Raw genomic sequence first — 21,962 nt, forward strand, 5'->3', positions numbered from 1 at the left:
CAATTAGGAGTAAGAACGAATGAATGTGGTCCTCAATCTTCTGGTCGGCGTGCAAATGCTGTCGGCCCTTGCAATGATCGGGCTGATCCTGATCCAGCACGGCAAGGGCGCCGACATGGGCGCGGCCTTCGGCAGCGGCAGCGCCGGTAGCCTGTTCGGTGCCAGCGGCAGCGCGAATTTCCTTTCGCGCACCACGGCCGTCCTGGCGGCGGTGTTCTTTGCCTGCACGCTGCTGCTGGCCTACTTCAGCCATGCACGGCCCGCGGGCGGCGGCAGCTTGCTGGAACGCGCGGCCGTGGGGGCGCCTGCTGCGCCCGCTTCCGGTGCCGCGGGGCAGATTCCCGCGGGACAGATTCCTTCCGGGACTTCGGGCGCCGCTGCGCCGGCCAAGGCACCCGCTTCGGCGCCGGCCGCACCGGTTTCGGGCCCGGGCCAGATCCCGAGCAAATAATCAAGTTGTTTTCATGAAGTCGCCAGCAAGAAACGGCTTCATTTCAGGGTAAACTCTAAAGCTGTTCGGAAAGCCAAACACCTTTCCAGGTACCTCATGCCATCCGAACAAAAAACCGCGGTCGTGGTGAAATTGGTAGACACGCTATCTTGAGGGGGTAGTGGCGAAAGCTGTGCGAGTTCGAGTCTCGCCGACCGCACCAAATCTCACTGGCAGAAAACCTCATTCAGAGCGTTTTCCTGCCGGTGGCAAGCGGTGAAAAATCTCCCGATGAACCTCGATTCCTATCTCCCCGTCCTTTTGTTTATTTTGGTCGGTGTCGGTGTAGGTGTCGCACCGCAAGTCATCGGCTACATCCTGGGTCCCAATCGGCCCGACGCAGCGAAGAACGCTCCCTACGAGTGTGGCTTCGAGGCCTTCGAGGATGCGCGCATGAAATTCGACGTGCGCTATTACCTCGTCGCCATTCTCTTCATCCTGTTCGATCTCGAGATTGCCTTTCTCTTTCCGTGGGCCATCGCGCTCAAGGAAATCGGCGCCGTCGGCTTCTGGGCCATGATGATCTTTCTCGCCATCCTCGTCGTGGGCTTTGTCTACGAGTGGAAAAAAGGCGCGCTCGACTGGGAATGACAAGGAATCGACAAAATGGCCATTGAAGGCGTCATGAAGGAAGGCTTCGTCACCACCACCTACGACTCGGTGGTGAACTGGGCGAAGACCGGATCACTTTGGCCGATGACTTTCGGTCTGGCCTGCTGCGCGGTCGAAATGATGCACGCGGGCGCGGCCCGCTACGACATCGACCGTTTCGGCATGCTGTTTCGGCCCAGCCCTCGCCAGTCCGATCTGATGATCGTGGCCGGCACGCTGTGCAACAAGATGGCGCCGGCGCTGCGCAAGGTCTACGACCAGATGCCTGAGCCGCGCTGGGTGCTCTCGATGGGCTCGTGCGCCAATGGCGGCGGGTACTACCACTACAGCTATTCGGTGGTGCGCGGCTGCGACCGCATCGTGCCTGTCGACGTCTATGTGCCGGGTTGTCCGCCCACCGCCGAAGCCTTGCTCTACGGCGTGATCCAGCTGCAGCAGAAGATTCGCCGCACCAACACCATTGCCCGCGCCTGAGGGATTGCCGACGATGACTGACTTTGCAATATCGCCGGAGGTGCTGCGCGCCACCATTGCCGAGACGCTCGGTGCCCGCGCCAAGAGCGTGACGCTCGCGTTGGGCGAGGTGACCGTGGTGGTGGGTGCCGACGCCTACATCGAGGTGGCCACGCTGCTGCGCGACGCACCTGGCTGCCGCTTCGAGCAGCTGATCGACCTCTGCGGCATGGACTACTCCGACTACCGCGAAGGCGAGTGGCAGGGCGAGCGCTACTGCGTCGTCACGCACCTGCTTTCGGTGAGCCTCAACCAGCGCGTGCGCCTCAAGGTGTTTGCGCCCAACGAAGACCTGCCGGTGGTCGATTCGCTCCAGCCCGTCTGGAATGCCGCCACCTGGTTCGAGCGCGAAGCCTTCGACCTCTACGGCATCGTGTTCGAGGGCCATGACGACCTGCGCCGCATTCTTACGGACTACGGTTTCATCGGCCATCCGTTCCGCAAGGACTTCCCGGTGTCGGGGCACGTCGAAATGCGCTACGACGAAGAGCAGAAGCGCGTCGTTTACCAGCCGGTATCGATCGAGCCACGAGAAATCACCCCGCGCGTGATTCGCGAAGACAACTACGGCAGCGGTTTGCACTGATATGGCCGAAATCAAGAACTACACACTCAACTTCGGTCCTCAGCATCCGGCAGCGCACGGCGTGCTGCGCCTGGTGCTCGAGCTCGACGGCGAAGTGATCCAGCGCGCCGATCCGCACATCGGCCTCTTGCACCGTGCAACCGAAAAGCTCGCCGAGTCGCGCACCTTCATCCAGTCGCTGCCCTACATGGACCGTCTCGACTACGTGTCGATGATGAGCAACGAGCACGCCTACTGCCTCGCCATCGAACGGATGATGGGTCTGGACGTGCCCATTCGCGCGCAATACATCCGCGTGATGTTCGCCGAGATCACCCGCCTGCTGAACCACCTCTTGTGGCTCGGTGCGCACGGTCTCGACTGCGGCGCGATGAACATGCTCATCTACTGCTTCCGCGAGCGCGAAGACCTGTTCGACATGTACGAAGCCGTGTCGGGCGCGCGCATGCACGCGGCGTACTTCCGTCCGGGCGGCGTCTACCGCGACCTGCCGGACTCCATGCCGCAGTACAAGGTCAGCAAGATCAAGAACGCGAAGGCGATCGAGCGTCTCAACGAGAACCGCCAGGGCTCGCTGCTCGACTTCATCGACGACTTCTGCAAGCGCTTCCCCAAGATGGTCGACGAGTACGAAACGCTGCTCACCGACAACCGCATCTGGAAGCAGCGCACCGTGGGCATCGGCGTCGTGACGCCGGAGCGCGCGCTGAACCTCGGCTTCACCGGCCCCATGCTGCGCGGCTCGGGCATCGAATGGGACCTGCGCAAGAAGCAGCCCTACGACGTCTACGACCAGATGCAGTTCGACGTGCCGGTCGGCAAGACCGGCGACTGCTACGACCGCTACCTCGTGCGCGTGGAAGAAATGCGCCAGGCCAACAAGATCATCCAGCAGTGCTCGGCCTGGCTGCGCGTCAACCCCGGCCCGGTGATCACCAGCAACCACAAGGTCGCAGCGCCGGCGCGCGAATCGATGAAGGCGAACATGGAGGAGCTGATCCACCATTTCAAGCTCTTCACCGAAGGCTTCCACGTGCCGGAAGGCGAGGCGTATGCCGCCGTCGAGCACCCAAAGGGCGAGTTCGGCATCTATCTGGTGAGCGACGGCGCCAACAAGCCGTACCGCCTGAAGATCCGGGCCCCCGGCTTCCCGCACCTTGCCGCCCTCGACGAAATGTCGCGCGGCCACATGATCGCCGACGCTGTCGCGGTGATCGGCACGATGGACATCGTGTTCGGCGAAATCGACAGGTGAGAAAGAGCGAATGACGACTTCCTCGACCCACCATGACACGGCGCCTTCGGCGCCTTCTGCTCCTCTGAAGCCCGCGATTCTCGAGCGCTTTGCGCGCGAAGTCGCCAAGTACCCTGAAGCCGGCAAGCAGTCGGCCGTGATGGCCTGCCTGGCCATCGTGCAGCAGGACGAAGGCTTCATCAGCATGCAGCGCGAGCGCGAGATCGCCGAGTACCTCGGCATGGCGCCCATTGCCGTGCACGAGGTCACGACCTTCTACAACATGTACAACCAGCACCCGGTGGGCAAGTTCAAGCTCAACGTGTGCACCAACCTGCCGTGCCAGCTGCGCGACGGCGTCACCGCGCTCGTCCACCTCGAGAAGAAGCTCGGCATCAAGATGGGCGAGACCACGGCCGATGGCCTGTTCACGCTGCAGCAGAGCGAATGCCTGGGCGCCTGCGCCGATTCGCCCGTGATGCTGGTCAACGACCGCACCATGTGCAGCTTCATGAGCAACGAGAAGCTCGACCAGCTCATCGACGGATTGCGTGCCTCCACCGGCACCACCAAAGGGGAGGCCGCGTGATGTCGCCCGAACAAGTGCTCCAGCAATTCCAGGCCACGGGCGTCCAGACCTGTTTCCATGACCGCCACATCGAGCCGCAGATCTATGCCGGCCTCGACGGTACCAACTGGCGCCTGGCCGACTACGAAGCGCGCGGCGGCTACAAGGCGCTGCGCAAGATCCTGACCGAGGGCCTCACGCCCGACCAGGTGATTGCCGAAGTCAAGGCCTCGGGCCTGCGCGGCCGCGGCGGCGCAGGTTTCCCGACCGGCCTGAAGTGGAGCTTCATGCCCCGACAGTTCCCGGGTCAGAAGTACCTCGTCTGCAATTCCGACGAAGGCGAGCCCGGCACGTGCAAGGACCGCGACATCCTGCAGTTCAACCCGCACATCGTGATCGAAGGCATGGCCATTGCTGCGTATGCGATGGGCATCAGCGTGGGCTACAACTACATCCACGGCGAGATCTTCCAGACCTACGACCGCTTCGAGGAAGCCCTCGAAGAAGCGCGCGCTGCCGGCTACCTCGGCGACAAGATCATGGGCAGCACGTACAACTTCCAGTTGCACGCCGCCCACGGTTTCGGCGCCTACATCTGCGGCGAGGAAACCGCGCTGCTCGAATCGCTCGAAGGCAAGAAGGGCCAGCCGCGCTTCAAGCCGCCGTTCCCGGCGAGCTTTGGCCTCTACGGCAAGCCCACCACCATCAACAACACCGAGACCTTTGCGGCGGTGCCCTGGATCATCAACAACGGCGGCGTGGCTTACCTCGAGTGCGGCAAGCCGAACAACGGCGGCACCAAGATCTATTCGGTGAGCGGTGACGTCGAGCTGCCCGGCAACTACGAAGTGCCCATGGGCACGCCGTTCTCCAAGCTCCTGGAGCTGTGCGGCGGTGTTCGCAAGGGCCGCACGCTCAAGGCCGTGATCCCTGGCGGATCGTCGTCGCCCGTGCTGCCTGCTTCCATCATGATGGAATGCACGATGGACTACGACTCCATTGCCAAGGCCGGCTCCATGCTGGGTTCGGGCGCCGTCATCGTCATGGACGACAGCCGTTCGATGGTCGAGTCGCTCCGGCGCCTGTCGTACTTCTACATGCACGAGTCCTGCGGCCAGTGCACGCCGTGCCGCGAAGGCACGGGCTGGCTCTACCGCGTGGTCGACCGTATCCACAACGGGCAGGGCAGGGCGTCGGACATGGACCTGCTCAATTCCGTGGCAGACAACATCCAGGGCCGCACGATCTGCGCCCTCGGCGACGCGGCGGCCATGCCGGTGCGCGCGATGATCAAGCACTTCCGTCACGAGTTCGAGGCCCTGATTCCGGGCTACGTCCCGAAAGCGCCCGTACAGGCCTGAGCGCGATGAAATTGCCCCCTTACTCACATTCGTTCGCTGCCCCCCGAGGGGGCGCTGGCCTCCCTTGGGGCGGCCCGGCGGAAGCCCACACATATGGTTGAAATCGAACTCGACGGCAAGAAGGTCGACGTGACCGAAGGCAGCATGATCATGCATGCGGCCGACAAGGCGGGCACCTACATCCCGCACTTCTGCTATCACAAGAAGCTCAGCATCGCGGCCAATTGCCGCATGTGCCTGGTCGACGTGGAAAAAGCGCCCAAGCCGATGCCAGCCTGCGCCACGCCCGTCACGCAGGGCATGATCGTTCGCACCAAGAGCGAAAAGGCCATCAAGGCGCAGCAGTCGGTCATGGAGTTCCTCCTGATCAACCACCCGCTGGATTGCCCCATTTGCGACCAGGGCGGCGAGTGCCAGCTGCAAGACCTGGCCGTGGGCTACGGCGGTTCTTCTTCGCGCTACGAAGAAGAAAAGCGCGTCGTCTTCCACAAGGACGTCGGCCCGCTGATCAGCATGGAAGAAATGAGCCGCTGCATCCATTGCACGCGCTGCGTCCGCTTTGGCCAGGAAGTGGCCGGCGTGATGGAGCTCGGCATGACGCAGCGCGGCGAGCACTCCGAAATCGAAACCTTCCTCGGCGATTCGGTCGACTCCGAACTATCGGGCAACATGATCGATATTTGCCCGGTCGGCGCGCTCACGAGCAAGCCGTTCCGCTACAGCGCCCGCACCTGGGAGCTGTCGCGCCGCAAGTCGGTGAGCCCGCACGATTCCACCGGCGCCAACCTGATCGTTCAGGTCAAGAACAACCGCGTGATGCGCGTGGTGCCGCTCGAGAACGAAGACGTCAACGAGTGCTGGATCGCCGACCGCGACCGCTTCTCCTACGAAGGCCTCAACGGCCCGGAACGCCTCACGCAGCCCATGCTCAAGCAGGGCGGCCAATGGCACCAGGTCGACTGGCAGACCGCGCTCGAATACGTGGCCAATGGCCTGAAGCAGATCAAGGCTGACCACGGCGCGCAAAGCATCGGCACGCTGGTGAGCCCGCACAGCACGCTCGAAGAGCTGCAGCTTGCCGCCATGCTCACGCGTGAACTCGGCAGCGACAACATCGACTATCGCCTGCGCAACGCCGAATTCACGGCGTTCGAAGGCGTGCGCTGGCTTGGCACCTCGATCGCGTCGCTCACGCAGCTGCAGCGCGCGCTGGTCGTCGGTTCGAACCTGCGCAAGGACCACCCGCTGTTCGCGCAGCGCATCCGCCAGGCTGTGCGCAAGGGCGCCGCGCTGTCGGTGATCACCTCGGCCAGCCTCATGGCCGACCGCGAAGCGTGGGCCATGAACGTGGCGCAATCGACGATCGTCGAAGCCGACCAGTGGGTCGAGGCGCTGGCCGCCGTGGCCGCCGCCATCGGTCAAACCAGCGGCGCCGCCGCACCGCTGGCACCGAAGAACGCACCCGATGCCACCGCACAAGCCATCGCAGCCTCGCTGCTGAGCGGCGAGCGCAAGGCCATCCTGCTCGGCAATGCCGCCGCCCACCACGCGCAAGCCAGCAGCCTGCTGGCCCTCGCCAACTGGATCGGCGCGCAGACCGGCGCCACCGTCGGCTACCTGACCGAAGCCGCCAACACCGTGGGCGCGCAACTCGTCGGCGCGTTCCCGAAGAACGGCGGCCTCGATGCCGGCCGCATGCTGGCGGCCGGTTCCGGCCTCAAGGCGGTGCTGCTGCTCAACACCGAGCCGGTGTTCGACTCAGCCGCTGGCGCCGCAGCCGCCGATGTCATCGGCAATGCGCAAATGGTCGTCACGCTGAGCCCGTTCAAGGCGAACCTCGAATTCAGCGACGTGCTGCTGCCCATCGCGCCGTTCACCGAAACGCCGGGTACCTTCGTCAATGCCGAAGGCCGCGTGCAAAGCTTCCATGCCGTCGTGAAGCCGCAAGGCGAAGCGCGTCCGGCCTGGAAGGTGCTGCGCGTACTGGCAAACCTGCTCGGCTTGCCGGGCTTTGCCTTCGAATCGACCGCCGACGTGCTGCAAACCGTTGGCGACAACGGCGCCGTACCGGCCAACTCGCTCAGCAACGCCACCGCCGCAAAGGCCGTGGCTTCCACTGGCGCGGTGCCGGCCCCCGTGGTCGCGAGCATCTACCGGCTCGACTCGATCGTGCGCCGCGCGCCTTCGCTGCAACTCACCGCCGATGCGCGCAACGCCTTGGCAGCACCGGCCCGTGCCGAGGAGGCATTGGCATGATCGACACTGTGAATGCATTCGGCCAGGGGCTGATCAACGCCGGCTGGTGGACGTCCGCAGGCTGGCCCGTGATCTGGACGCTGATCAAGATCATCGCGGTAGTGCTTCCGCTGATGGGGGCCGTGGCCTACCTCACGCTGTGGGAACGCAAGGCCATCGGCTTCACGCAGATCCGTATCGGCCCGAACCGCATCGGGCCGCTGGGCCTGCTGCAGCCGATTGCCGACGCGCTCAAGCTGATGACCAAGGAAATCATTCTTCCGACGGTTGCCAACAAGGGCCTGTTCCTGCTGGGTCCGATCATGACCATCATGCCGGCGCTCGTCGCGTGGGTCGTGATTCCCTTCGGCCCTGAAATGGCGCTGGCCAACATCAATGCCGGCCTGCTGTTCGTGATGGCCATCACCTCGCTCGAGGTCTACGGCGTGATCATCGCGGGCTGGGCTTCGAACTCGAAGTACGCCTTCCTGGGCGCGCTGCGCGCATCGGCGCAGATGGTGAGCTACGAAATCGCGATGGGCTTCTGCTTCGTCGTGGTGCTGATGGTGTCAGGCAGCCTGAACATGAGCGAGATCGTGAACGTCCAGGGCAAGGGTACCTTTGCCGAAATGGGCCTGGGCTTCCTCTCGTGGAACTGGCTGCCGCTGCTGCCGATCTTCGTCGTCTACTTCATCTCGGGCCTGGCTGAAACCAACCGCCACCCCTTCGACGTGGTCGAGGGCGAGTCCGAAATCGTCGCGGGCCACATGATCGAGTACTCGGGCATGAGCTTTGCCATGTTCTTCCTGGCCGAGTACGCCAACATGTGGCTGGTCTCGATCTTGTGCGTGGTGCTGTTCCTCGGCGGATGGCTGCCTCCGTTCGAGTTCCTGAGCTTCATTCCCGGCTGGATCTGGCTTGGTGCCAAGACCTTCTGCGTGGTCACCATGTTCCTGTGGGTTCGCTCGACGTTCCCGCGCTTCCGCTACGACCAGATCATGCGTCTGGGCTGGAAGATCTTCATCCCGGTCACGCTCGTGTGGCTGGTCGTGGTCGGTGCCTGGATGCAGACCCCGTTCAACATCTGGAAATAACTGGAAGCGCCAACATCATGTCTGCTGCGCACACTGCAACAACGTCCGCTCCGTTCTCGCTCAAGGATTTTCTGGGCAGCTTCATGCTGTTCGAACTGTTCAAGGGCCTGGCCATCACCGGCAAGTACGCTTTCGCCCGCAAGATCACGGTGCAGTTTCCCGAAGAAAAAACGCCGCTGTCGCCGCGCTTTCGAGGCCTGCACGCGCTGCGCCGCTATGAAAACGGCGAAGAGCGCTGCATCGCCTGCAAGCTTTGCGAGGCCGTGTGCCCGGCGCTGGCTATCACCATCGAATCCGATGTGCGCGACGACGGCTCGCGCCGCACCACGCGCTACGACATCGACCTGACCAAGTGCATCTTTTGCGGCTTTTGCGAAGAGAGCTGCCCGGTCGACTCGATCGTCGAGACCCACATCTTCGAATACCACGGCGAAAAGCGCGGCGACCTGTATTTCACCAAGGACATGCTGCTGGCCGTGGGCGACCGTTACGAAAAAGAAATTGCAGCGAACAAGGCGGCTGACGCCAAGTACCGCTGATCCGTTCAGCCCGAACCCCGTACCAATTCGAATTCCAAATGGACGTCAAGACCGGTCTGTTCTATCTCTTTGCCGTGGTGCTGCTGTTTGCAGCCTTCCGCGTCATCACCGCCCGCAATCCCGTGTACGCCGCGTTGTACCTGGTGCTGGCCTTCTTCCAGGCATCCGCGATCTGGCTCCTGCTGCGCGCCGAATTTTTGGCGATCTCGCTCGTGCTCGTCTACGTCGGCGCGGTGATGGTGCTGTTCCTGTTCGTCGTGATGATGCTGGACATCAATGTCGACGGCTTGCGGGAGGGCTTCTGGAAGCACTTTCCCCTGGCAGCCGGCGTAGGCGCGTTGATCGCGCTCGAAATGGCCGCAGTGCTGATGGGCGGCTTCCGTCTCGGTGAAGCGCCGCGCGCCATGGCGACCACCAGCGCCAACAGCTCGAACACGCTCGAACTCGGCAAGCTGCTGTATTCCGAATACCTCTATCCGCTGGAAATTGCCGCAGTCATCCTGCTGGTGGCCATCGTGGCAGCCATTGCACTGACGCTGCGCACCCGCAAGGACAGCAAGTACGTCAACCCGTCCGACCAGGTTCGCGTGAAGGCGCGCGATCGCGTTCGCATCGTCCAGATGCCGGTCACGCGCGCCGCCGAGCCCGTGGTGGACGCACCCGCCGACGCAGCAGCAGTGGCAAAGGAAAGCAAGGCATGACGCTCACGCTCGGACACTTTCTATCGCTCGGCGCCATGCTCTTTGCGCTTTCGGTGATCGGCATTTTCCTGAACCGCAAGAACCTCATCGTGCTGCTGATGGCCATCGAGCTGATGCTGCTGGCGGTGAACATGAACTTCGTGGCGTTCTCGTACTACCTGGGCGACATGCATGGCCAGATCTTCGTGTTCTTCATCCTGACGGTTGCCGCGGCCGAGTCGGCCATCGGTCTCGCGCTGCTGGTCTTGTTGTTCCGCAACAAATCCAACATCAACGTCGACGAACTCAACTCCCTCAAGGGTTGAAAGCAGTATGAGCGCAACCCTTTCAGCATCCACCCTGCTGGCCGTGCCGCTGGCACCCCTGGTCGGCGCCGTTGTCGCCGGCCTGTTCGGCACCAAGTTCGGCGGCAACCACATCGGCCGCAAAGTCACGCATTCGCTGACCATCCTCGGCGTTCTCGTCGCCTTCGTCATTTCGGCGATGACGCTGAAGAGCGTGGTGGTTGACGGCGCCCGCTTCAACGCCACCCTCTACGAATGGATGGTCGTGGGCGGCCTCAAGATGGAAGTCGGCTTCCTGGTCGACGGCCTCACGGCCATGATGATGTGCGTGGTGACCTTCGTGTCGCTGATGGTGCACGTCTACACCATCGGCTACATGGAAGAAGACGAAGGCTACAACCGCTTCTTCGCCTACATCTCGCTGTTCACCTTCTCGATGCTGATGCTCGTCATGAGCAACAACATGCTTCAGCTGTTCTTCGGCTGGGAAGCGGTGGGCCTGGTGTCGTACCTGCTGATCGGCTTCTGGTTCAACAGGCCTACGGCCATCTTCGCGAACATGAAGGCCTTCCTGGTCAACCGGGTGGGCGACTTCGGCTTCATTCTCGGCATCGGCCTCATTGCAGCTTACGCTGGCACGCTGAACTACGGCGAAGCCTTCGCCAAGGCCGGCACGCTGGCGGGCATCACCTTCCCCGGTACCGAGTGGATGCTGATCACCGTGATCTGCATCTGCCTGTTCATCGGCGCCATGGGCAAGAGCGCGCAGTTCCCGCTGCACGTCTGGCTGCCCGATTCGATGGAAGGCCCGACGCCCATCTCGGCGCTGATCCACGCGGCAACCATGGTGACCGCTGGCATCTTCATGGTGGCGCGCATGTCGCCGCTGTTCGAACTCAGCGACACCGCCTTGAGCTTCATCCTGGTGATCGGTGCCATCACGGCGCTTTTCATGGGCTTCCTCGGCATCATCCAGAACGACATCAAGCGCGTGGTTGCGTATTCGACGCTCTCGCAGCTCGGCTACATGACGGTGGCGCTCGGCGCGTCGGCCTATTCGGTCGCGGTGTTCCACCTGATGACGCACGCCTTCTTCAAGGCGCTGCTGTTCCTCGGCGCGGGCTCGGTGATCATCGGCATGCACCACAACCAGGACATCCGCTGGATGGGCGGCGTGCGCAAGTACATGCCGATCACCTGGATCACCTCGCTCGTAGGTTCGCTCGCGCTGATCGGCACGCCGTTCTTCTCCGGTTTCTACTCGAAGGACAGCATCATCGAAGCGGTGCGCGAAAGCCACCTGTGGGGCGCGCAGTTCGCCTACTACGCGGTGCTGGCCGGCGTGTTCGTGACGGCGTTCTACTCGTTCCGCATGTACTTCCTGGTGTTCCACGGCAAGGAGCGCTACGACCTGAACCCCGACGCGCACCATCACGACGAACATGCGGAGCACGACGAGAACCACGGCCATCACGGCGAGAAGCCGCACGAATCGCCCTGGGTGGTCTGGCTGCCGCTGGTGCTGCTGGCCATCCCGTCGGTAGTGATCGGCTTCATGACGATCCAGCCGATGCTGTTCGGCGAGTTCTTCAATGGCGCGATCGTCGTCGACGGCACGAAGCACCATGCCATGAAGGAGCTCGGAGAAGCGTTCCACGGCCCGGTGGCCATGGCCATCCACGGCCTGACGGCGGCGCCTTTCTGGCTGGCGCTGGCAGGTGTGGTGCTCTCGTTCTACATGTACATGGTCAATCCGGCGCTGCCGGCCGCCATCAAGCGCGCCTTCGGCCCGATCTACCGCCTGCTGGAAAACAAGTACTACCTCGACTGGTTCAACGAGAACGTCATTGCCCGTGCCACGCGTGGCTTCGGCACCGGCCTGTGGAAGGGCGGCGACCAGGCGCTGATCGATGGCGCCCTGGTCAACGGCTCCTGGAAGATCGTCGGCCGCGTCTCGGGTGCGGTGCGCTGGATCCAGTCGGGCTACATCTATCACTACGCCTTCGCGATGCTGCTCGGCATCTTCATCCTGATGACGTACTTCGTCTGGTTCAAACGCTGAGCTTTTAGCGCTGGAGAAAAACAAAAATGGGTTTGTTGAGCCTTGCCATCTGGGTGCCGATCGCATTCGGCGTCGCGCTGCTGGCGTTCGGTCGTGACGAGCACGCCAGGGGCGTGCGCTGGGTCGCGCTGGTCGGCGCGATCGTCAGTTTCCTGGTGACCGTGCCGCTTTACACGGGCTTCGAGAACGGCACCGCCGCGATGCAGTTCGTCGAAAAAGCCAGCTGGATCACGCGCTTCAATGTCAGCTATCACATCGGCATCGACGGCCTGTCGCTCTGGCTGGTTCTCCTGACCTCGTTCACCACCGTGGTGGTCGTGATCTCGGCCTGGGAAGTGATCAACGAGCGCGTCAACCAGTACATGGCCGCGTTTTTGATTCTCTCGGGCTTCATGATCGGCGTGTTCGCCGCGCTCGACGGCATCTTGTTCTACGTGTTCTTCGAAGCCACGCTGATCCCGATGTACCTCATCATCGGCATCTGGGGCGGCCCGAACAAGATCTATGCAGCCTTCAAGTTCTTCATCTACACCTTGCTCGGCTCGCTGCTGATGCTGGTGGCGCTGATCTACCTGTACAACAAGTCGGGTGGCAGCTTCGACATCCTGAGCTGGCACAAGCTGCCGCTGGGTTCCACGGCGCAGACCTTCCTGTTCTTCGCGTTCTTTGCCGCCTTTGCCGTCAAGGTGCCGATGTGGCCGGTCCACACCTGGCTGCCCGACGTGCACGTCGAAGCGCCGACCGGCGGCTCGGCCGTGCTGGCCGCGATCATGCTGAAGCTCGGTGCCTACGGCTTCCTGCGCTTCTCGATGCCGATCGCGCCCGACGCCTCGCACGAATGGGCCTGGCTCATGATCGGGCTGTCGCTGATCGCGGTGATCTACGTCGGCCTGGTGGCGCTGGTGCAGGAAGACATGAAGAAGCTCGTGGCGTATTCGTCCGTCGCGCACATGGGCTTCGTGACGCTCGGCTTCTTCATCTTCAACGAGCTCGGCGTGTCCGGCGGCATCGTGCAGATGATTGCTCACGGCTTCGTGTCGGGCGCCATGTTCCTTGGCATCGGTGTGCTCTACGACCGTGTTCATTCGCGCCAGATCGCCGACTACGGCGGCGTCGTGAACACCATGCCCAAGTTCGCCGCGTTCGCGCTGCTGTTCGCCATGGCCAACTGCGGCCTGCCGGGCACCGCCGGTTTCGTGGGTGAATGGATGGTCATCCTGGGCGCGGTCAAGGCCAATTTCTGGATCGGCCTGGGCGCCGCTACAGCGCTGATCTTCGGCGCGGCCTACACCCTCTGGATGTACAAGCGCGTGTACCTCGGCCCGGTCACCAACGACCACGTCAAGGAACTCAACGACATCAATGCCCGCGAATTCCTGATGCTGTCGCTGCTGGCCATCGCGGTGCTGTGGATGGGCATTTATCCGAAGCCGTTCACCGCTGCGATGGATGCCTCCGTTACGGGGCTCCTGCGCCACGTGGCAACCTCAAAATTGCCCTGATTCCAGAAGAGAACGAGATGATTGACAAACTCAGCTGGGTCGCGATCTACCCCGAAATCGTGCTGCTGGTCATGGCCTGCATCATTGCGCTGGTCGACCTGTCGAGCACCAGTGCGCAGCGCACGCGCACCTACATCCTGACGCTGCTCACGCTGGCCGTGGTGGCCGTGCTGACCGGCATCGCCGCCAACGACGGCAAGACGGTCTACGGCTTCGGCGGCATGGTCGTGAGCGACCCGATGGGCAACTGGCTCAAGTGCTTTGCCACCGTGGCCCTGATGGTCACGCTGGTCTACGGCCGGCCCTACGCGGCGGACCGCGACATGCTGCGCGGCGGCGAAATGTTCACCATCAGCATGTTCGCGCTGCTGGGCATGTTCGTGATGATCTCGGGCAGCAACTTCCTGCTGATTTACCTGGGCCTCGAACTGCTCACCCTCTCGAGCTACGCGCTGGTGGCGCTGCGCCGCGACAACGCCGTCGCCAGCGAAGCGGCCATGAAGTACTTCGTGCTCGGCGCGATGGCCAGCGGTTTCCTGCTCTACGGCCTTTCGATGCTGTACGGCGCGACCGGCTCGCTCGACGTGAACGAGGTGTTCAAGATCATCGCCAGCGGCAAGGTGAACCATCAAGTGCTGGTGTTCGGCTTGGTGTTCATCGTCGCGGGCCTGGCATTCAAGGTCGGGGCTGCGCCTTTCCACATGTGGGTGCCCGACGTGTACCAGGGCGCGCCGACGGCGGTCACGCTGCTGATTGGCGCGGCGCCCGAACTGGCAGCGTTCGCCATCATCATCCGACTGCTGGTGGAAGGGCTGCTGCCGCTGGCCATCGACTGGCAGCAGATGCTGGCCCTGCTGGCCATTGCATCGCTCCTGGTGGGCAATCTGGCCGCCATCGCGCAGACCAACCTCAAGCGCATGCTGGCCTACTCGACCATTGCGCAAATGGGCTTCATGCTGCTCGGCTTGGTGGCGGGCGTGGTCAACGGCAATACCTACAACGCACAGTTCGCCTACAGCGCCTCGATGTTCTACATCGTGACCTACGTGCTGACCACGCTGGCGAGCTTCGGCATCATCCTGCTGCTGGCGCGCGAAGGCTTCGAAAGCGAAGAGATCACCGACCTGGCAGGCCTGAACCAGCGCAGCCCGCTGTATGCCGGCGTGATGGCCATCGCGATGTTCTCGCTCGCCGGCCTGCCGCCGCTGGTCGGGTTCTATGCCAAGCTCGCAGTGCTGCAGGCGCTGATCGCGTCGGGCCAGGCGCTGTACATCGGTCTTGCGGTCTTCGCCGTGATCATGTCGCTGATCGGCGCCTTCTACTACCTGCGCGTGGTCAAGGTCATGTACTTCGACGCTCCCGTCACCGCCAGCACCGTGTCGGCGCCACGTGACGTGCGCACCGTGCTGTCGATCAACGGCTTGCTGATTCTCGTGCTGGGCATCGTTCCGGGCGGCCTCATGACGCTGTGCGCAAACGCCATCGTGGCGACGCTGGCCAACTGATCCCGGCCAGAGCAAGGTGTCGCAAACCGCTTCGGTCTGGGTCGTGCTCGTGGTGGCGTTGCTGGCGGCCAACCTGCCGTTCCTCAACGAACGGCTGTTCGGCGCCATACCGCTGCGGACCCAGCCCAAGTCGCTGGCGATTCGCCTGGCCGAGCTGGTGGTGCTGTACTTCGTTGCCGGCGGCGTCGGCCTGCTGTTCGAGCGCAGGGCAGGGCAGATCGCCCCGCAGGGCTGGGAGTTCTATGCGGTGACCGGCGCGCTCTTCATCGTGCTGGCATTTCCAGGATTCACCTGGCGCTACCTCATGAAGCACAGGCACTGACATGACTTCCTCCTCCACCGCCGAATCGCACCTGAAGGAAGAACGCACGGCCAGCGAGGTGCTGGTCAAGGGTAATTTCCTCCAGGTCTGCCGCGACACCGTGCGGCTGCCCGACGGCCACACCGCCACGCGCGAATACGTGATCCATCCGGGTGCCGTGGTGGTGGTGCCGCTGCTCGACGACGGCCGAGTGGTGCTGGAGCGCCAGTACCGCTACCCGGTCGCGCACGTGATGACCGAGTTTCCGGCCGGCAAGCTCGACGCGGGCGAGGATCCGTTCCTCTGCGGCCAGCGCGAGCTGCTCGAGGAAACCGGCTACACCGCGCGCGAATGGGCATATGCCGGTGCCATGCACCTGGCGGTGGCGTACTCGACCGAGATCATCCACATCTACTTTGCGCGCGGCCTTTCGCTCGGCACGCGCCAGCTCGACCACGGCGAGTTTCTCGACGTGTTCACGGCCACGCCGCAGGAAGTGGCCGGCTGGTGCCGCGACGGCACGATCACCGACGCCAAGTCGCTCACTTGCGCGCTCTGGCTGCAGAACGTCCTTTCGGGCGCATGGGAACTCGATTGGCGGGCCCCCGCTGCGCAAGGCGGCGCGGGATAATCCGCGCATGAAGGTTCTCGATCTACGCTGCTCGCATGGCCACGGCTTTGAAGGCTGGTTTGCGTCCAACGAGGCGTTTGAAACCCAACTCTCGGCCGGCCTGGTCGAGTGCCCGGTCTGCGCCGACACGCGCATCGTCAAGCTCTTGAGCGCGCCGCGCCTCAACCTCGGCAACGCCAAGGCGCCGGCGGAGGCCGCGGCATCCTTGGCCCCGGACTCGTCCGGCAAGGCTCAGGTTCCGGCCGAAATGTCTCCCGAGGCACGCTGGATGCGCGCGGTGCGCGAGGTGCTCGCAAAGACCGAGGACGTCGGCGAACGCTTCGCCGACGAGGCGCGCAAGATGCACTACGGCGAAGCCGAGGAGCGCGGCATCCGCGGTCAGGCCACCCGCGAGCAGACCGAGGCGCTGCTCGAAGAAGGCATTCCGGTGATGCCGCTGCCGATTCCGGCCGCGCTCAAGGAAACGCTGCAGTAATCCGCTCCTGCTGCTGCAGGATCAAGCCGTGAACTGAAGGGCCGCCAGGCGGGCGTAAACCCCGCCTTGCGCTACCAGCGTCGCATGCGTTCCATGCTCGACGATGCCGCCATGGTCGAGCACGATGATGCGGTCGGCCTTCTGCACGGTCGCAAGGCGGTGCGCAATCACCAGTGTGGTCCGGCCTTCCATGGCCGATTCGAGCGCAGCCTGCACCATGCGCTCGCTCTCCGCGTCGAGCGCGCTCGTCGCTTCGTCGAGCAGCAGCAGGGGCGGGTTCTTGAGGATGGCGCGGGCAATCGCGATGCGTTGGCGCTGTCCGCCCGACAAGCGCACCCCGCGTTCGCCCAGGAAGGTGTCGTAGCCCTCGGGCAGCGCCTTGAGAAAGTCGTGCGCAAAGGCAGCGCGGGCGGCGGCATGCACTTGGTCGGCGGTGGCGTCCGGACGGCCATAGCGGATGTTCTCGAAGGCGCTGGCCGAGAAGATCACGGCGTCCTGCGGCACCAGGCCGATACGGGTGCGCAGATCGGACAGCGCGAGCGAGGCCAGCGGCACGCCGTCGAGCAGCAGACGCCCCGACTGCGGGTCGTAATAGCGCAGCAGCAGCTGGAACACCGTGCTCTTGCCCGCGCCGCTCGAGCCCACCAGCGCCACCGTTTCTCCAGGCGCAATGTCGAGGCTGAAGTCCTTCAGAGCCGGCGTGCCGGGCCGCGAGGGGTAGTGGAAGGTCACAGCCTCGAACTTGACCGCGCTGCCCGCCACGGGAATGGCTGCAGCCGCCGGATTCGGCGGGGAGACGATCGCCGCGGGCGCATGCAGCAGTTCCATCAGGCGTTCGGTGGCGCCCGCCGCCCGCAGCAGGTCGCCATACACCTCGCCGAGCACGGCGGTCGCGCTCGCGAGAATGGCCACGTAGACCACCGTCTGCCCCAGGTGGCCGGCCGTGATGTCGCCGCGCAGCACGGCCTGCGTGCCCTGGTACAGGCCCCAGAGCAGCGCGGCCGAGGTGGCGATGATGATGAAGGCCACCAGCACAGAACGCGCCTTGGTGCGGCGCACGGCGGTCCTGAATGCATTCTCGGTCGAGGTATTGAAGCGGCCGGCTTCACGCGATTCGGCCGTGTAGCTTTGCACCACGGGTATGGCATTGAGCACCTCGGCCGCGATGGCGCTCGAATCGGCCACCCGGTCCTGGCTGGCACGCGAGAGCTTGCGCACGCGCCGGCCGATCCACATGCTCGGCAGCACCACCAGCACCAGGATGCCCAGCACCTGGACCATCACATAGGGGTTGGTCCAGATCAGCACGGCCAGGGCGCCCACGCCCATGACCGCGTTGCGCAGGCCCATGCTCAGCGACGAGCCGACCACCGTCTGTACCAGCGTCGTGTCGGCTGTCAGGCGCGACAGCACTTCGCCGGTCTGCGTCGTCTCGAAGAAGGCGGGACTCTGGCGCAGCACATGGTTGTATACGGCGTTGCGCAGGTCGGCCGTGACGCGCTCGCCGAGCCAGCTCACCGTGTAGAAGCGCGCGGCTGAAAAAAGTCCCAGCGCCACGGCCACCGCGAAGAGGGCGCCGAAGTGCTCGCGCAGCGCCATGGTCTGCGCGCCCTTGTCCGCGCTGACCAGGCCGCCGTCGATCAGGCTGCGCAGTGCCAGAGGAAACACCAGCGTCGTGATTGCCGCAAACACCAGAAAGATGCCCGCCAGCACGATCTGAACGCGGTATGGCCGAAGAAAAGGGCTCAAGCCCGACAGCGACCGGGGCGAGCCCTTGGCTGGAGTAGACAGAGGGGAAGAAGCCATGGCGCGGATTCTACCGACGCTTGCCACCACAAAGGCAGCCTTGACAATAATTGCTTGGGCAATTAATATTCTGGCCATGAGCGATGCAGATACCCCGCAAGTCCCGCCGGCTTCCGGCGACCCCAAGCTCCGGCCGGCGGACTTCTACCGTGCCGAGACCTACCAGGCCGAGGAGAGCATCGGGTATTTGATGCGGCGCATATTGAGCGCCGTAGCCCAGGCCGTGGAAACCCGCATGTGCGAGCCCGGCAGCCCTACCTTCCCCCAATGGTTGCCCCTGTACAAGCTGCACGTCGGCGCGGCCACCACGGTGGCCGAACTGGCCCGCGCCTGCGAGCTCGATGCCGGTGCCATGACGCGCCTGCTCGACCGCCTCGAAGCCAAGGGCCTGTGCCGCCGCGTCCGTTCTCTGGAAGACCGCCGCGTCGTCAACATCGAACTCACCGAGGAGGGCCGTGCCGCCGCCAAGGAAGTGCCGCACGTGCTGAGCCGCGTGCAGAACGAGCACCTCGCGGGCTTCACCAAGGAAGAGTGGGAACAGCTCAAGGGCTACCTGCGCCGCATTCTCGATAACGCGCAAGCCCTCGCAGCACGTGGAGAAAAAAATGACTGAATCCCTTGCCGTACGCGCCACGCGGCGCACCCCCGTGGTCGCTGCTGCGCTCCTTCTGGTTGCGCTGGCCGGTTGCGCCGACATGGCGGGCATCGGCTCCGAGGCGAAGCTTCGCGATGCTTCGTCGCTCGGCATTGCCGCCGACAGCAGCGCAGCCGTCGTACCCAGTGTCGACAGCCAATGGTGGCGAGCCTTCGGCGATGCGCAGCTCGATACGTTGATCGACCAGGCCGTGGCCGGCAATCCGAACCTGCTGGTGGCACGTGCGCGCCTGGTGCGAGCGCAGGCTTCCGCGGACATTGCCGAATCGGCCCTGAGGCCGAAGGTGAGCGGCGATCTCGACCTGAACCGACAGAAGTTCAACAGCAACTACATCTATCCGGCACCGCTCGGCGGCTCGACGCAGAACATCGGCCTGCTGCAGCTCGGCGCAAGCTGGGAGCTCGACTTCTTCGGCAAGAACCGCACCGCACTGGAAGCCGCCATCGGCAGCGCGAACGCCGCTGCGGCGGATGCCGATGCCGCGCGCGTGCTGCTTGCCAGCAACGTGGCGCGCAGCTATTTCCAATGGGCTCGCCTGAACGAGCAACTCGGCGTGGCACAGCGCACGCTGGCCCAGCGCGACCAGACGCTCAAGCTCGTACGGGACCGTGTGTCCGCCGGTCTCGACACCCGCCTCGAATTGCGCCAGAGCGAAGGCGGCCTGCCCGAAGCGCGCCAGCAGATCGAAGCACTCAATGAGCAAATCGCGCTCCAGCAGCACGCACTCGACGCGCTCGTGGGCCAACCCAACGTGTCCGTATCGCTCAAGCCGCCGATGCTGGAAGCCGTCAAGCCCATCGCGCTGCAGGCCAACATTCCGGCCGACCTGCTGGGACGTCGCGCCGACATCGCCGCCGCGCGCTGGCGCGTCGAGGCCGCCTCCAGCGACGTGGCCAATGCCAAGACCCAGTTCTATCCCAACGTGAACCTCACGGCCTTCGTCGGCTTCCAGAGCCTCGGATTCGGCAAGCTGCTCAAGTCGGGCAGCGAGCAGTGGGGCGTGGGGCCGGCCATCCATCTGCCGATCTTCGAAGGCGGCCGGCTGCGCGCCAACCTGCGCGGCAAGGCGGCCGACCTGGACGGCGCGATCGAGAGCTATAACGCCACTGTTCTCGATGCGGTGCGCGACGCGGCCGACCAGGTGTCGAGCGCCCAATCGATCGCGCGCCAGCAGGCCGAACAGCGCGACGCTCAGGCCGCAGCCGAAGGTGCCTATGACATTGCCGTGCAGCGCTACCGCGCCGGCCTCGGCAACTACCTCAACGTGCTGACCGCTGAAACCGCCGTGCTCGCGCAGCGCCGGCTGGCGGTTGATCTCGCGGCCCGCGCGCTCGACACCCAGGTGGGCCTGGCACGCGCGCTCGGCGGCGGATGGCAGCCGCCTGCGACGGCCACCGCCACTGCGCCAGCTTCGCCCGCACTGCACTGAACCGACTTCGGAAAGAACTTCATCATGAGCGACAACAACACTCCGACATCCGCTGCAACCAACGCTTCCGCAGCTCCCGAAGCTCCTGCCGGCAACGGCAAGCGCCGCCGTGCGCTCACGGCACTTGCAGCCGTGGTGATCGTGGCCGGCGGCGGCTGGGGAGTCTACGAATGGCTGGTTGCCAGCCACTACGAGGACACCGACAACGCCTACGTGCAGGGCAACGTCATCCAGATCACGCCGCAGATCGGCGGCACCGTCATGGCCATCAACGCCGACGACACCGACTTCGTGAAGGCCGGACAGCCGCTGGTGCAGCTGGACCCCGCCGATGCGAAGGTGGCGCTCGAGCAGGCCGAGGCCGCGCTGGCGCAGGCCGTGCGCCAGGTGCGCACGCTGTACGCCAACAACGGCTCGCTGGCTGCGCAGGTCACGCTGCGGCAGTCCGACATCGTCAAGGCGCAGAGCGACATCGCCAAGGCGCAGGACGACTTGCAGCGCCGCCGCGCGCTGTCGGGCAACGGCGCGGTCTCTAAGGAAGAACTCAACCACGCCGAGACGGCGCTCGACAACGCCAAGAGCCAGCTGGCCGCGGCGCAAGCCGGCGTGGTGGCCGCGCGCGAAGCGCTGGCCAGCAACCAGTCGCTGACCGAAGGCACCAGCGTGGCCCAGCACCCAAGCGTGCTGGCGGCCGCCGCCAAGGTGCGCGAGGCGTACCTCGCCACGCAGCGCGTCGCGCTGCCGGCGCCGGTTGACGGCTATGTGGCCAAGCGCACGGTGCAGCTCGGCCAGCGCGTGGCGGCGGGCACGCCGATGATGTCCATCGTGCCGCTGAACCAGCTGTGGGTCGATGCCAACTTCAAGGAAGTGCAGCTGCGCAACATCCGCATCGACCAGCCCGTAAAGCTCACCGCTGATGTGTATGGCAAGAAGGTCGAGTACATCGGCAAGGTCGCGGGCCTGGGCGTGGGCACCGGCAGCGCCTTTGCACTGCTGCCCGCGCAGAACGCCACCGGCAACTGGATCAAGGTGGTGCAGCGCGTGCCGGTTCGGATCGCTCTCGACCCCGAACAGCTCAAGGCCAACCCGCTGCGCATCGGCCTCTCGATGGACGCCGAGATCGACATCTCGCAGAAGAGCGGCAAGATGCTGGCCGATGCGCCGCGTGCCACCGCCATGTCGCAGACGCAGGTCTACAGCAAGCTCGACCAGGGCGCCGATGCTGAGGTCGATCGCATCGTGGCCGCGAATATTGGGCGCGGTGGACCGGCAGGTTCCGTTGCGCCGGCAACGGGTCGCTCGGCTACTCCGGCAGCCAATGCGGGGACCGCTGCGCAAGCTGCTTCGCAATCCCATCCCGGCTGATCGCCGTCAACGGT

General features: G+C 64.4%; 22 protein-coding genes and 1 tRNA gene. 22 read left to right on the forward strand and 1 reads right to left on the reverse strand.

Annotated elements, in window-relative coordinates; all coding sequences use genetic code 11:
- Positions 1-19 precede the first annotated feature (19 nt).
- The 19 genes from secG (at position 20) to ASC78_RS20010 (ending at position 16,693) form a co-directional block, all read left to right on the forward strand.
- The gene (secG, locus tag ASC78_RS19920; RefSeq protein ID WP_055805151.1) at positions 20-451 is read left to right on the forward strand and encodes a preprotein translocase subunit SecG; all 432 of its coding nucleotides are present in this window, start codon (positions 20-22) and stop codon (positions 449-451) included.
- A gap of 117 nt (positions 452-568) precedes the next feature.
- A tRNA-Leu gene (locus ASC78_RS19925) sits at positions 569-653 on the forward strand.
- A gap of 68 nt (positions 654-721) precedes the next feature.
- Positions 722-1,081: an NADH-quinone oxidoreductase subunit A gene (locus ASC78_RS19930; protein ID WP_055805154.1), complete on the forward strand. Its 360-nt coding sequence runs from the start codon at positions 722-724 to the stop codon at positions 1,079-1,081.
- Between the two features lie 15 nt (positions 1,082-1,096).
- A complete protein-coding gene (locus tag ASC78_RS19935) occupies positions 1,097-1,576 on the forward strand; it encodes a NuoB/complex I 20 kDa subunit family protein (RefSeq protein ID WP_012748606.1) in 480 nt (159 codons plus the stop codon).
- Positions 1,577-1,589: 13 nt separating this feature from the next.
- On the forward strand, positions 1,590-2,201 hold the full coding sequence (locus tag ASC78_RS19940) for an NADH-quinone oxidoreductase subunit C (protein WP_055805157.1): 612 nt from the start codon (positions 1,590-1,592) through the stop codon (positions 2,199-2,201).
- Between the two features lies 1 nt (position 2,202).
- Entirely contained in the window at positions 2,203-3,456 is a 1,254-nt protein-coding gene (locus ASC78_RS19945; protein WP_055805159.1) for an NADH-quinone oxidoreductase subunit D, read from the forward strand.
- 10 nt (positions 3,457-3,466) lie between these two features.
- Positions 3,467-4,024: an NADH-quinone oxidoreductase subunit NuoE family protein gene (locus ASC78_RS19950; RefSeq protein ID WP_235505149.1), complete on the forward strand. Its 558-nt coding sequence runs from the start codon at positions 3,467-3,469 to the stop codon at positions 4,022-4,024.
- Complete coding sequence (nuoF, locus tag ASC78_RS19955; protein WP_055805162.1) at positions 4,024-5,364, forward strand: NADH-quinone oxidoreductase subunit NuoF; 1,341 nt, start codon at positions 4,024-4,026, stop codon at positions 5,362-5,364. Before ASC78_RS19950 ends, nuoF begins: the two co-directional genes overlap by 1 nt.
- Before the next feature lie 93 nt (positions 5,365-5,457).
- On the forward strand, positions 5,458-7,620 hold the full coding sequence (gene nuoG, locus ASC78_RS19960; protein ID WP_055805165.1) for an NADH-quinone oxidoreductase subunit NuoG: 2,163 nt from the start codon (positions 5,458-5,460) through the stop codon (positions 7,618-7,620).
- A complete protein-coding gene (gene nuoH, locus ASC78_RS19965) occupies positions 7,617-8,693 on the forward strand; it encodes an NADH-quinone oxidoreductase subunit NuoH (protein ID WP_055805168.1) in 1,077 nt (358 codons plus the stop codon). Before nuoG ends, nuoH begins: the two co-directional genes overlap by 4 nt.
- A gap of 17 nt (positions 8,694-8,710) precedes the next feature.
- Entirely contained in the window at positions 8,711-9,232 is a 522-nt protein-coding gene (gene nuoI / locus ASC78_RS19970) for an NADH-quinone oxidoreductase subunit NuoI (RefSeq protein ID WP_055805171.1), read from the forward strand.
- A 38-nt stretch (positions 9,233-9,270) separates the two neighbouring features.
- On the forward strand, positions 9,271-9,933 hold the full coding sequence (locus ASC78_RS19975; RefSeq protein WP_055805173.1) for an NADH-quinone oxidoreductase subunit J: 663 nt from the start codon (positions 9,271-9,273) through the stop codon (positions 9,931-9,933).
- Complete coding sequence (gene nuoK / locus ASC78_RS19980; RefSeq protein ID WP_012748597.1) at positions 9,930-10,238, forward strand: NADH-quinone oxidoreductase subunit NuoK; 309 nt, start codon at positions 9,930-9,932, stop codon at positions 10,236-10,238. Before ASC78_RS19975 ends, nuoK begins: the two co-directional genes overlap by 4 nt.
- 7 nt (positions 10,239-10,245) lie before the next feature.
- Positions 10,246-12,279 (forward strand): NADH-quinone oxidoreductase subunit L, encoded by a 2,034-nt coding sequence (gene nuoL / locus ASC78_RS19985; protein ID WP_055805176.1) that lies wholly within the window; start codon positions 10,246-10,248, stop codon positions 12,277-12,279.
- A 26-nt stretch (positions 12,280-12,305) separates the two neighbouring features.
- Positions 12,306-13,781 (forward strand): NADH-quinone oxidoreductase subunit M, encoded by a 1,476-nt coding sequence (locus ASC78_RS19990; RefSeq protein WP_055805179.1) that lies wholly within the window; start codon positions 12,306-12,308, stop codon positions 13,779-13,781.
- A gap of 17 nt (positions 13,782-13,798) precedes the next feature.
- The gene (gene nuoN / locus ASC78_RS19995; protein WP_055805183.1) at positions 13,799-15,286 is read left to right on the forward strand and encodes an NADH-quinone oxidoreductase subunit NuoN; all 1,488 of its coding nucleotides are present in this window, start codon (positions 13,799-13,801) and stop codon (positions 15,284-15,286) included.
- A gap of 16 nt (positions 15,287-15,302) precedes the next feature.
- A complete protein-coding gene (locus tag ASC78_RS20000) occupies positions 15,303-15,608 on the forward strand; it encodes a DUF2818 family protein (protein ID WP_055805186.1) in 306 nt (101 codons plus the stop codon).
- A gap of 1 nt (position 15,609) precedes the next feature.
- On the forward strand, positions 15,610-16,218 hold the full coding sequence (locus ASC78_RS20005) for an NUDIX domain-containing protein (RefSeq protein WP_055805189.1): 609 nt from the start codon (positions 15,610-15,612) through the stop codon (positions 16,216-16,218).
- Between the two features lie 7 nt (positions 16,219-16,225).
- Positions 16,226-16,693, forward strand: a complete 468-nt coding sequence (locus ASC78_RS20010; RefSeq protein WP_055805192.1) for a DUF1178 family protein — start codon at positions 16,226-16,228, stop codon at positions 16,691-16,693.
- A 21-nt stretch (positions 16,694-16,714) separates the two neighbouring features.
- Here ASC78_RS20010 and ASC78_RS20015 read toward each other — a convergent pair whose 3' ends face one another.
- Entirely contained in the window at positions 16,715-18,499 is a 1,785-nt protein-coding gene (locus ASC78_RS20015) for an ABC transporter transmembrane domain-containing protein (protein ID WP_055805195.1), read from the reverse strand.
- Positions 18,500-18,575: 76 nt separating this feature from the next.
- On the opposite strand from ASC78_RS20015, the gene ASC78_RS20020 reads away from it, so the two are divergent.
- Genes ASC78_RS20020 through ASC78_RS20030 form a run of 3 tightly spaced genes read left to right on the forward strand, consistent with a single transcriptional unit; the run spans position 18,576 to position 21,948 of the window.
- Positions 18,576-19,112: a MarR family winged helix-turn-helix transcriptional regulator gene (locus tag ASC78_RS20020; protein ID WP_055805197.1), complete on the forward strand. Its 537-nt coding sequence runs from the start codon at positions 18,576-18,578 to the stop codon at positions 19,110-19,112.
- Complete coding sequence (locus tag ASC78_RS20025) at positions 19,105-20,583, forward strand: efflux transporter outer membrane subunit (RefSeq protein ID WP_055805200.1); 1,479 nt, start codon at positions 19,105-19,107, stop codon at positions 20,581-20,583. The genes ASC78_RS20020 and ASC78_RS20025 overlap by 8 nt, the downstream gene beginning before the upstream one ends.
- A gap of 24 nt (positions 20,584-20,607) precedes the next feature.
- Entirely contained in the window at positions 20,608-21,948 is a 1,341-nt protein-coding gene (locus ASC78_RS20030) for an efflux RND transporter periplasmic adaptor subunit (protein WP_055805203.1), read from the forward strand.
- Positions 21,949-21,962 lie beyond the last annotated feature (14 nt).

It is taken from the genome of Variovorax sp. Root318D1 (assembly GCF_001424835.1).
GTDB lineage: Bacteria > Pseudomonadota > Gammaproteobacteria > Burkholderiales > Burkholderiaceae_C > Variovorax.

What these genes read in the sequence shown, in the direction of transcription:
- ASC78_RS19950 (WP_235505149.1), top strand. Translation starts at nt 3,467, where the DNA reads ATGACGACTTCCTCGACCCACCATGACACGGCGCCTTCGGCGCCTTCT.
- nuoL (WP_055805176.1), top strand. Translation starts at nt 10,246, where the DNA reads ATGAGCGCAACCCTTTCAGCATCCACCCTGCTGGCCGTGCCGCTGGCA.
- nuoG (WP_055805165.1), top strand. Translation starts at nt 5,458, where the DNA reads ATGGTTGAAATCGAACTCGACGGCAAGAAGGTCGACGTGACCGAAGGC.
- ASC78_RS20010 (WP_055805192.1), top strand. Translation starts at nt 16,226, where the DNA reads ATGAAGGTTCTCGATCTACGCTGCTCGCATGGCCACGGCTTTGAAGGC.
- nuoF (WP_055805162.1), top strand. Translation starts at nt 4,024, where the DNA reads ATGTCGCCCGAACAAGTGCTCCAGCAATTCCAGGCCACGGGCGTCCAG.
- nuoI (WP_055805171.1), top strand. Translation starts at nt 8,711, where the DNA reads ATGTCTGCTGCGCACACTGCAACAACGTCCGCTCCGTTCTCGCTCAAG.
- ASC78_RS20025 (WP_055805200.1), top strand. Translation starts at nt 19,105, where the DNA reads ATGACTGAATCCCTTGCCGTACGCGCCACGCGGCGCACCCCCGTGGTC.
- nuoH (WP_055805168.1), top strand. Translation starts at nt 7,617, where the DNA reads ATGATCGACACTGTGAATGCATTCGGCCAGGGGCTGATCAACGCCGGC.
- ASC78_RS19940 (WP_055805157.1), top strand. Translation starts at nt 1,590, where the DNA reads ATGACTGACTTTGCAATATCGCCGGAGGTGCTGCGCGCCACCATTGCC.
- ASC78_RS19975 (WP_055805173.1), top strand. Translation starts at nt 9,271, where the DNA reads ATGGACGTCAAGACCGGTCTGTTCTATCTCTTTGCCGTGGTGCTGCTG.
- ASC78_RS19930 (WP_055805154.1), top strand. Translation starts at nt 722, where the DNA reads ATGAACCTCGATTCCTATCTCCCCGTCCTTTTGTTTATTTTGGTCGGT.
- ASC78_RS20030 (WP_055805203.1), top strand. Translation starts at nt 20,608, where the DNA reads ATGAGCGACAACAACACTCCGACATCCGCTGCAACCAACGCTTCCGCA.
- ASC78_RS20005 (WP_055805189.1), top strand. Translation starts at nt 15,610, where the DNA reads ATGACTTCCTCCTCCACCGCCGAATCGCACCTGAAGGAAGAACGCACG.
- ASC78_RS19990 (WP_055805179.1), top strand. Translation starts at nt 12,306, where the DNA reads ATGGGTTTGTTGAGCCTTGCCATCTGGGTGCCGATCGCATTCGGCGTC.
- ASC78_RS19945 (WP_055805159.1), top strand. Translation starts at nt 2,203, where the DNA reads ATGGCCGAAATCAAGAACTACACACTCAACTTCGGTCCTCAGCATCCG.
- nuoK (WP_012748597.1), top strand. Translation starts at nt 9,930, where the DNA reads ATGACGCTCACGCTCGGACACTTTCTATCGCTCGGCGCCATGCTCTTT.
- ASC78_RS19935 (WP_012748606.1), top strand. Translation starts at nt 1,097, where the DNA reads ATGGCCATTGAAGGCGTCATGAAGGAAGGCTTCGTCACCACCACCTAC.
- ASC78_RS20015 (WP_055805195.1), bottom strand. Translation starts at nt 18,499, where the DNA reads ATGGCTTCTTCCCCTCTGTCTACTCCAGCCAAGGGCTCGCCCCGGTCG.
- nuoN (WP_055805183.1), top strand. Translation starts at nt 13,799, where the DNA reads ATGATTGACAAACTCAGCTGGGTCGCGATCTACCCCGAAATCGTGCTG.
- ASC78_RS20020 (WP_055805197.1), top strand. Translation starts at nt 18,576, where the DNA reads ATGAGCGATGCAGATACCCCGCAAGTCCCGCCGGCTTCCGGCGACCCC.
- secG (WP_055805151.1), top strand. Translation starts at nt 20, where the DNA reads ATGAATGTGGTCCTCAATCTTCTGGTCGGCGTGCAAATGCTGTCGGCC.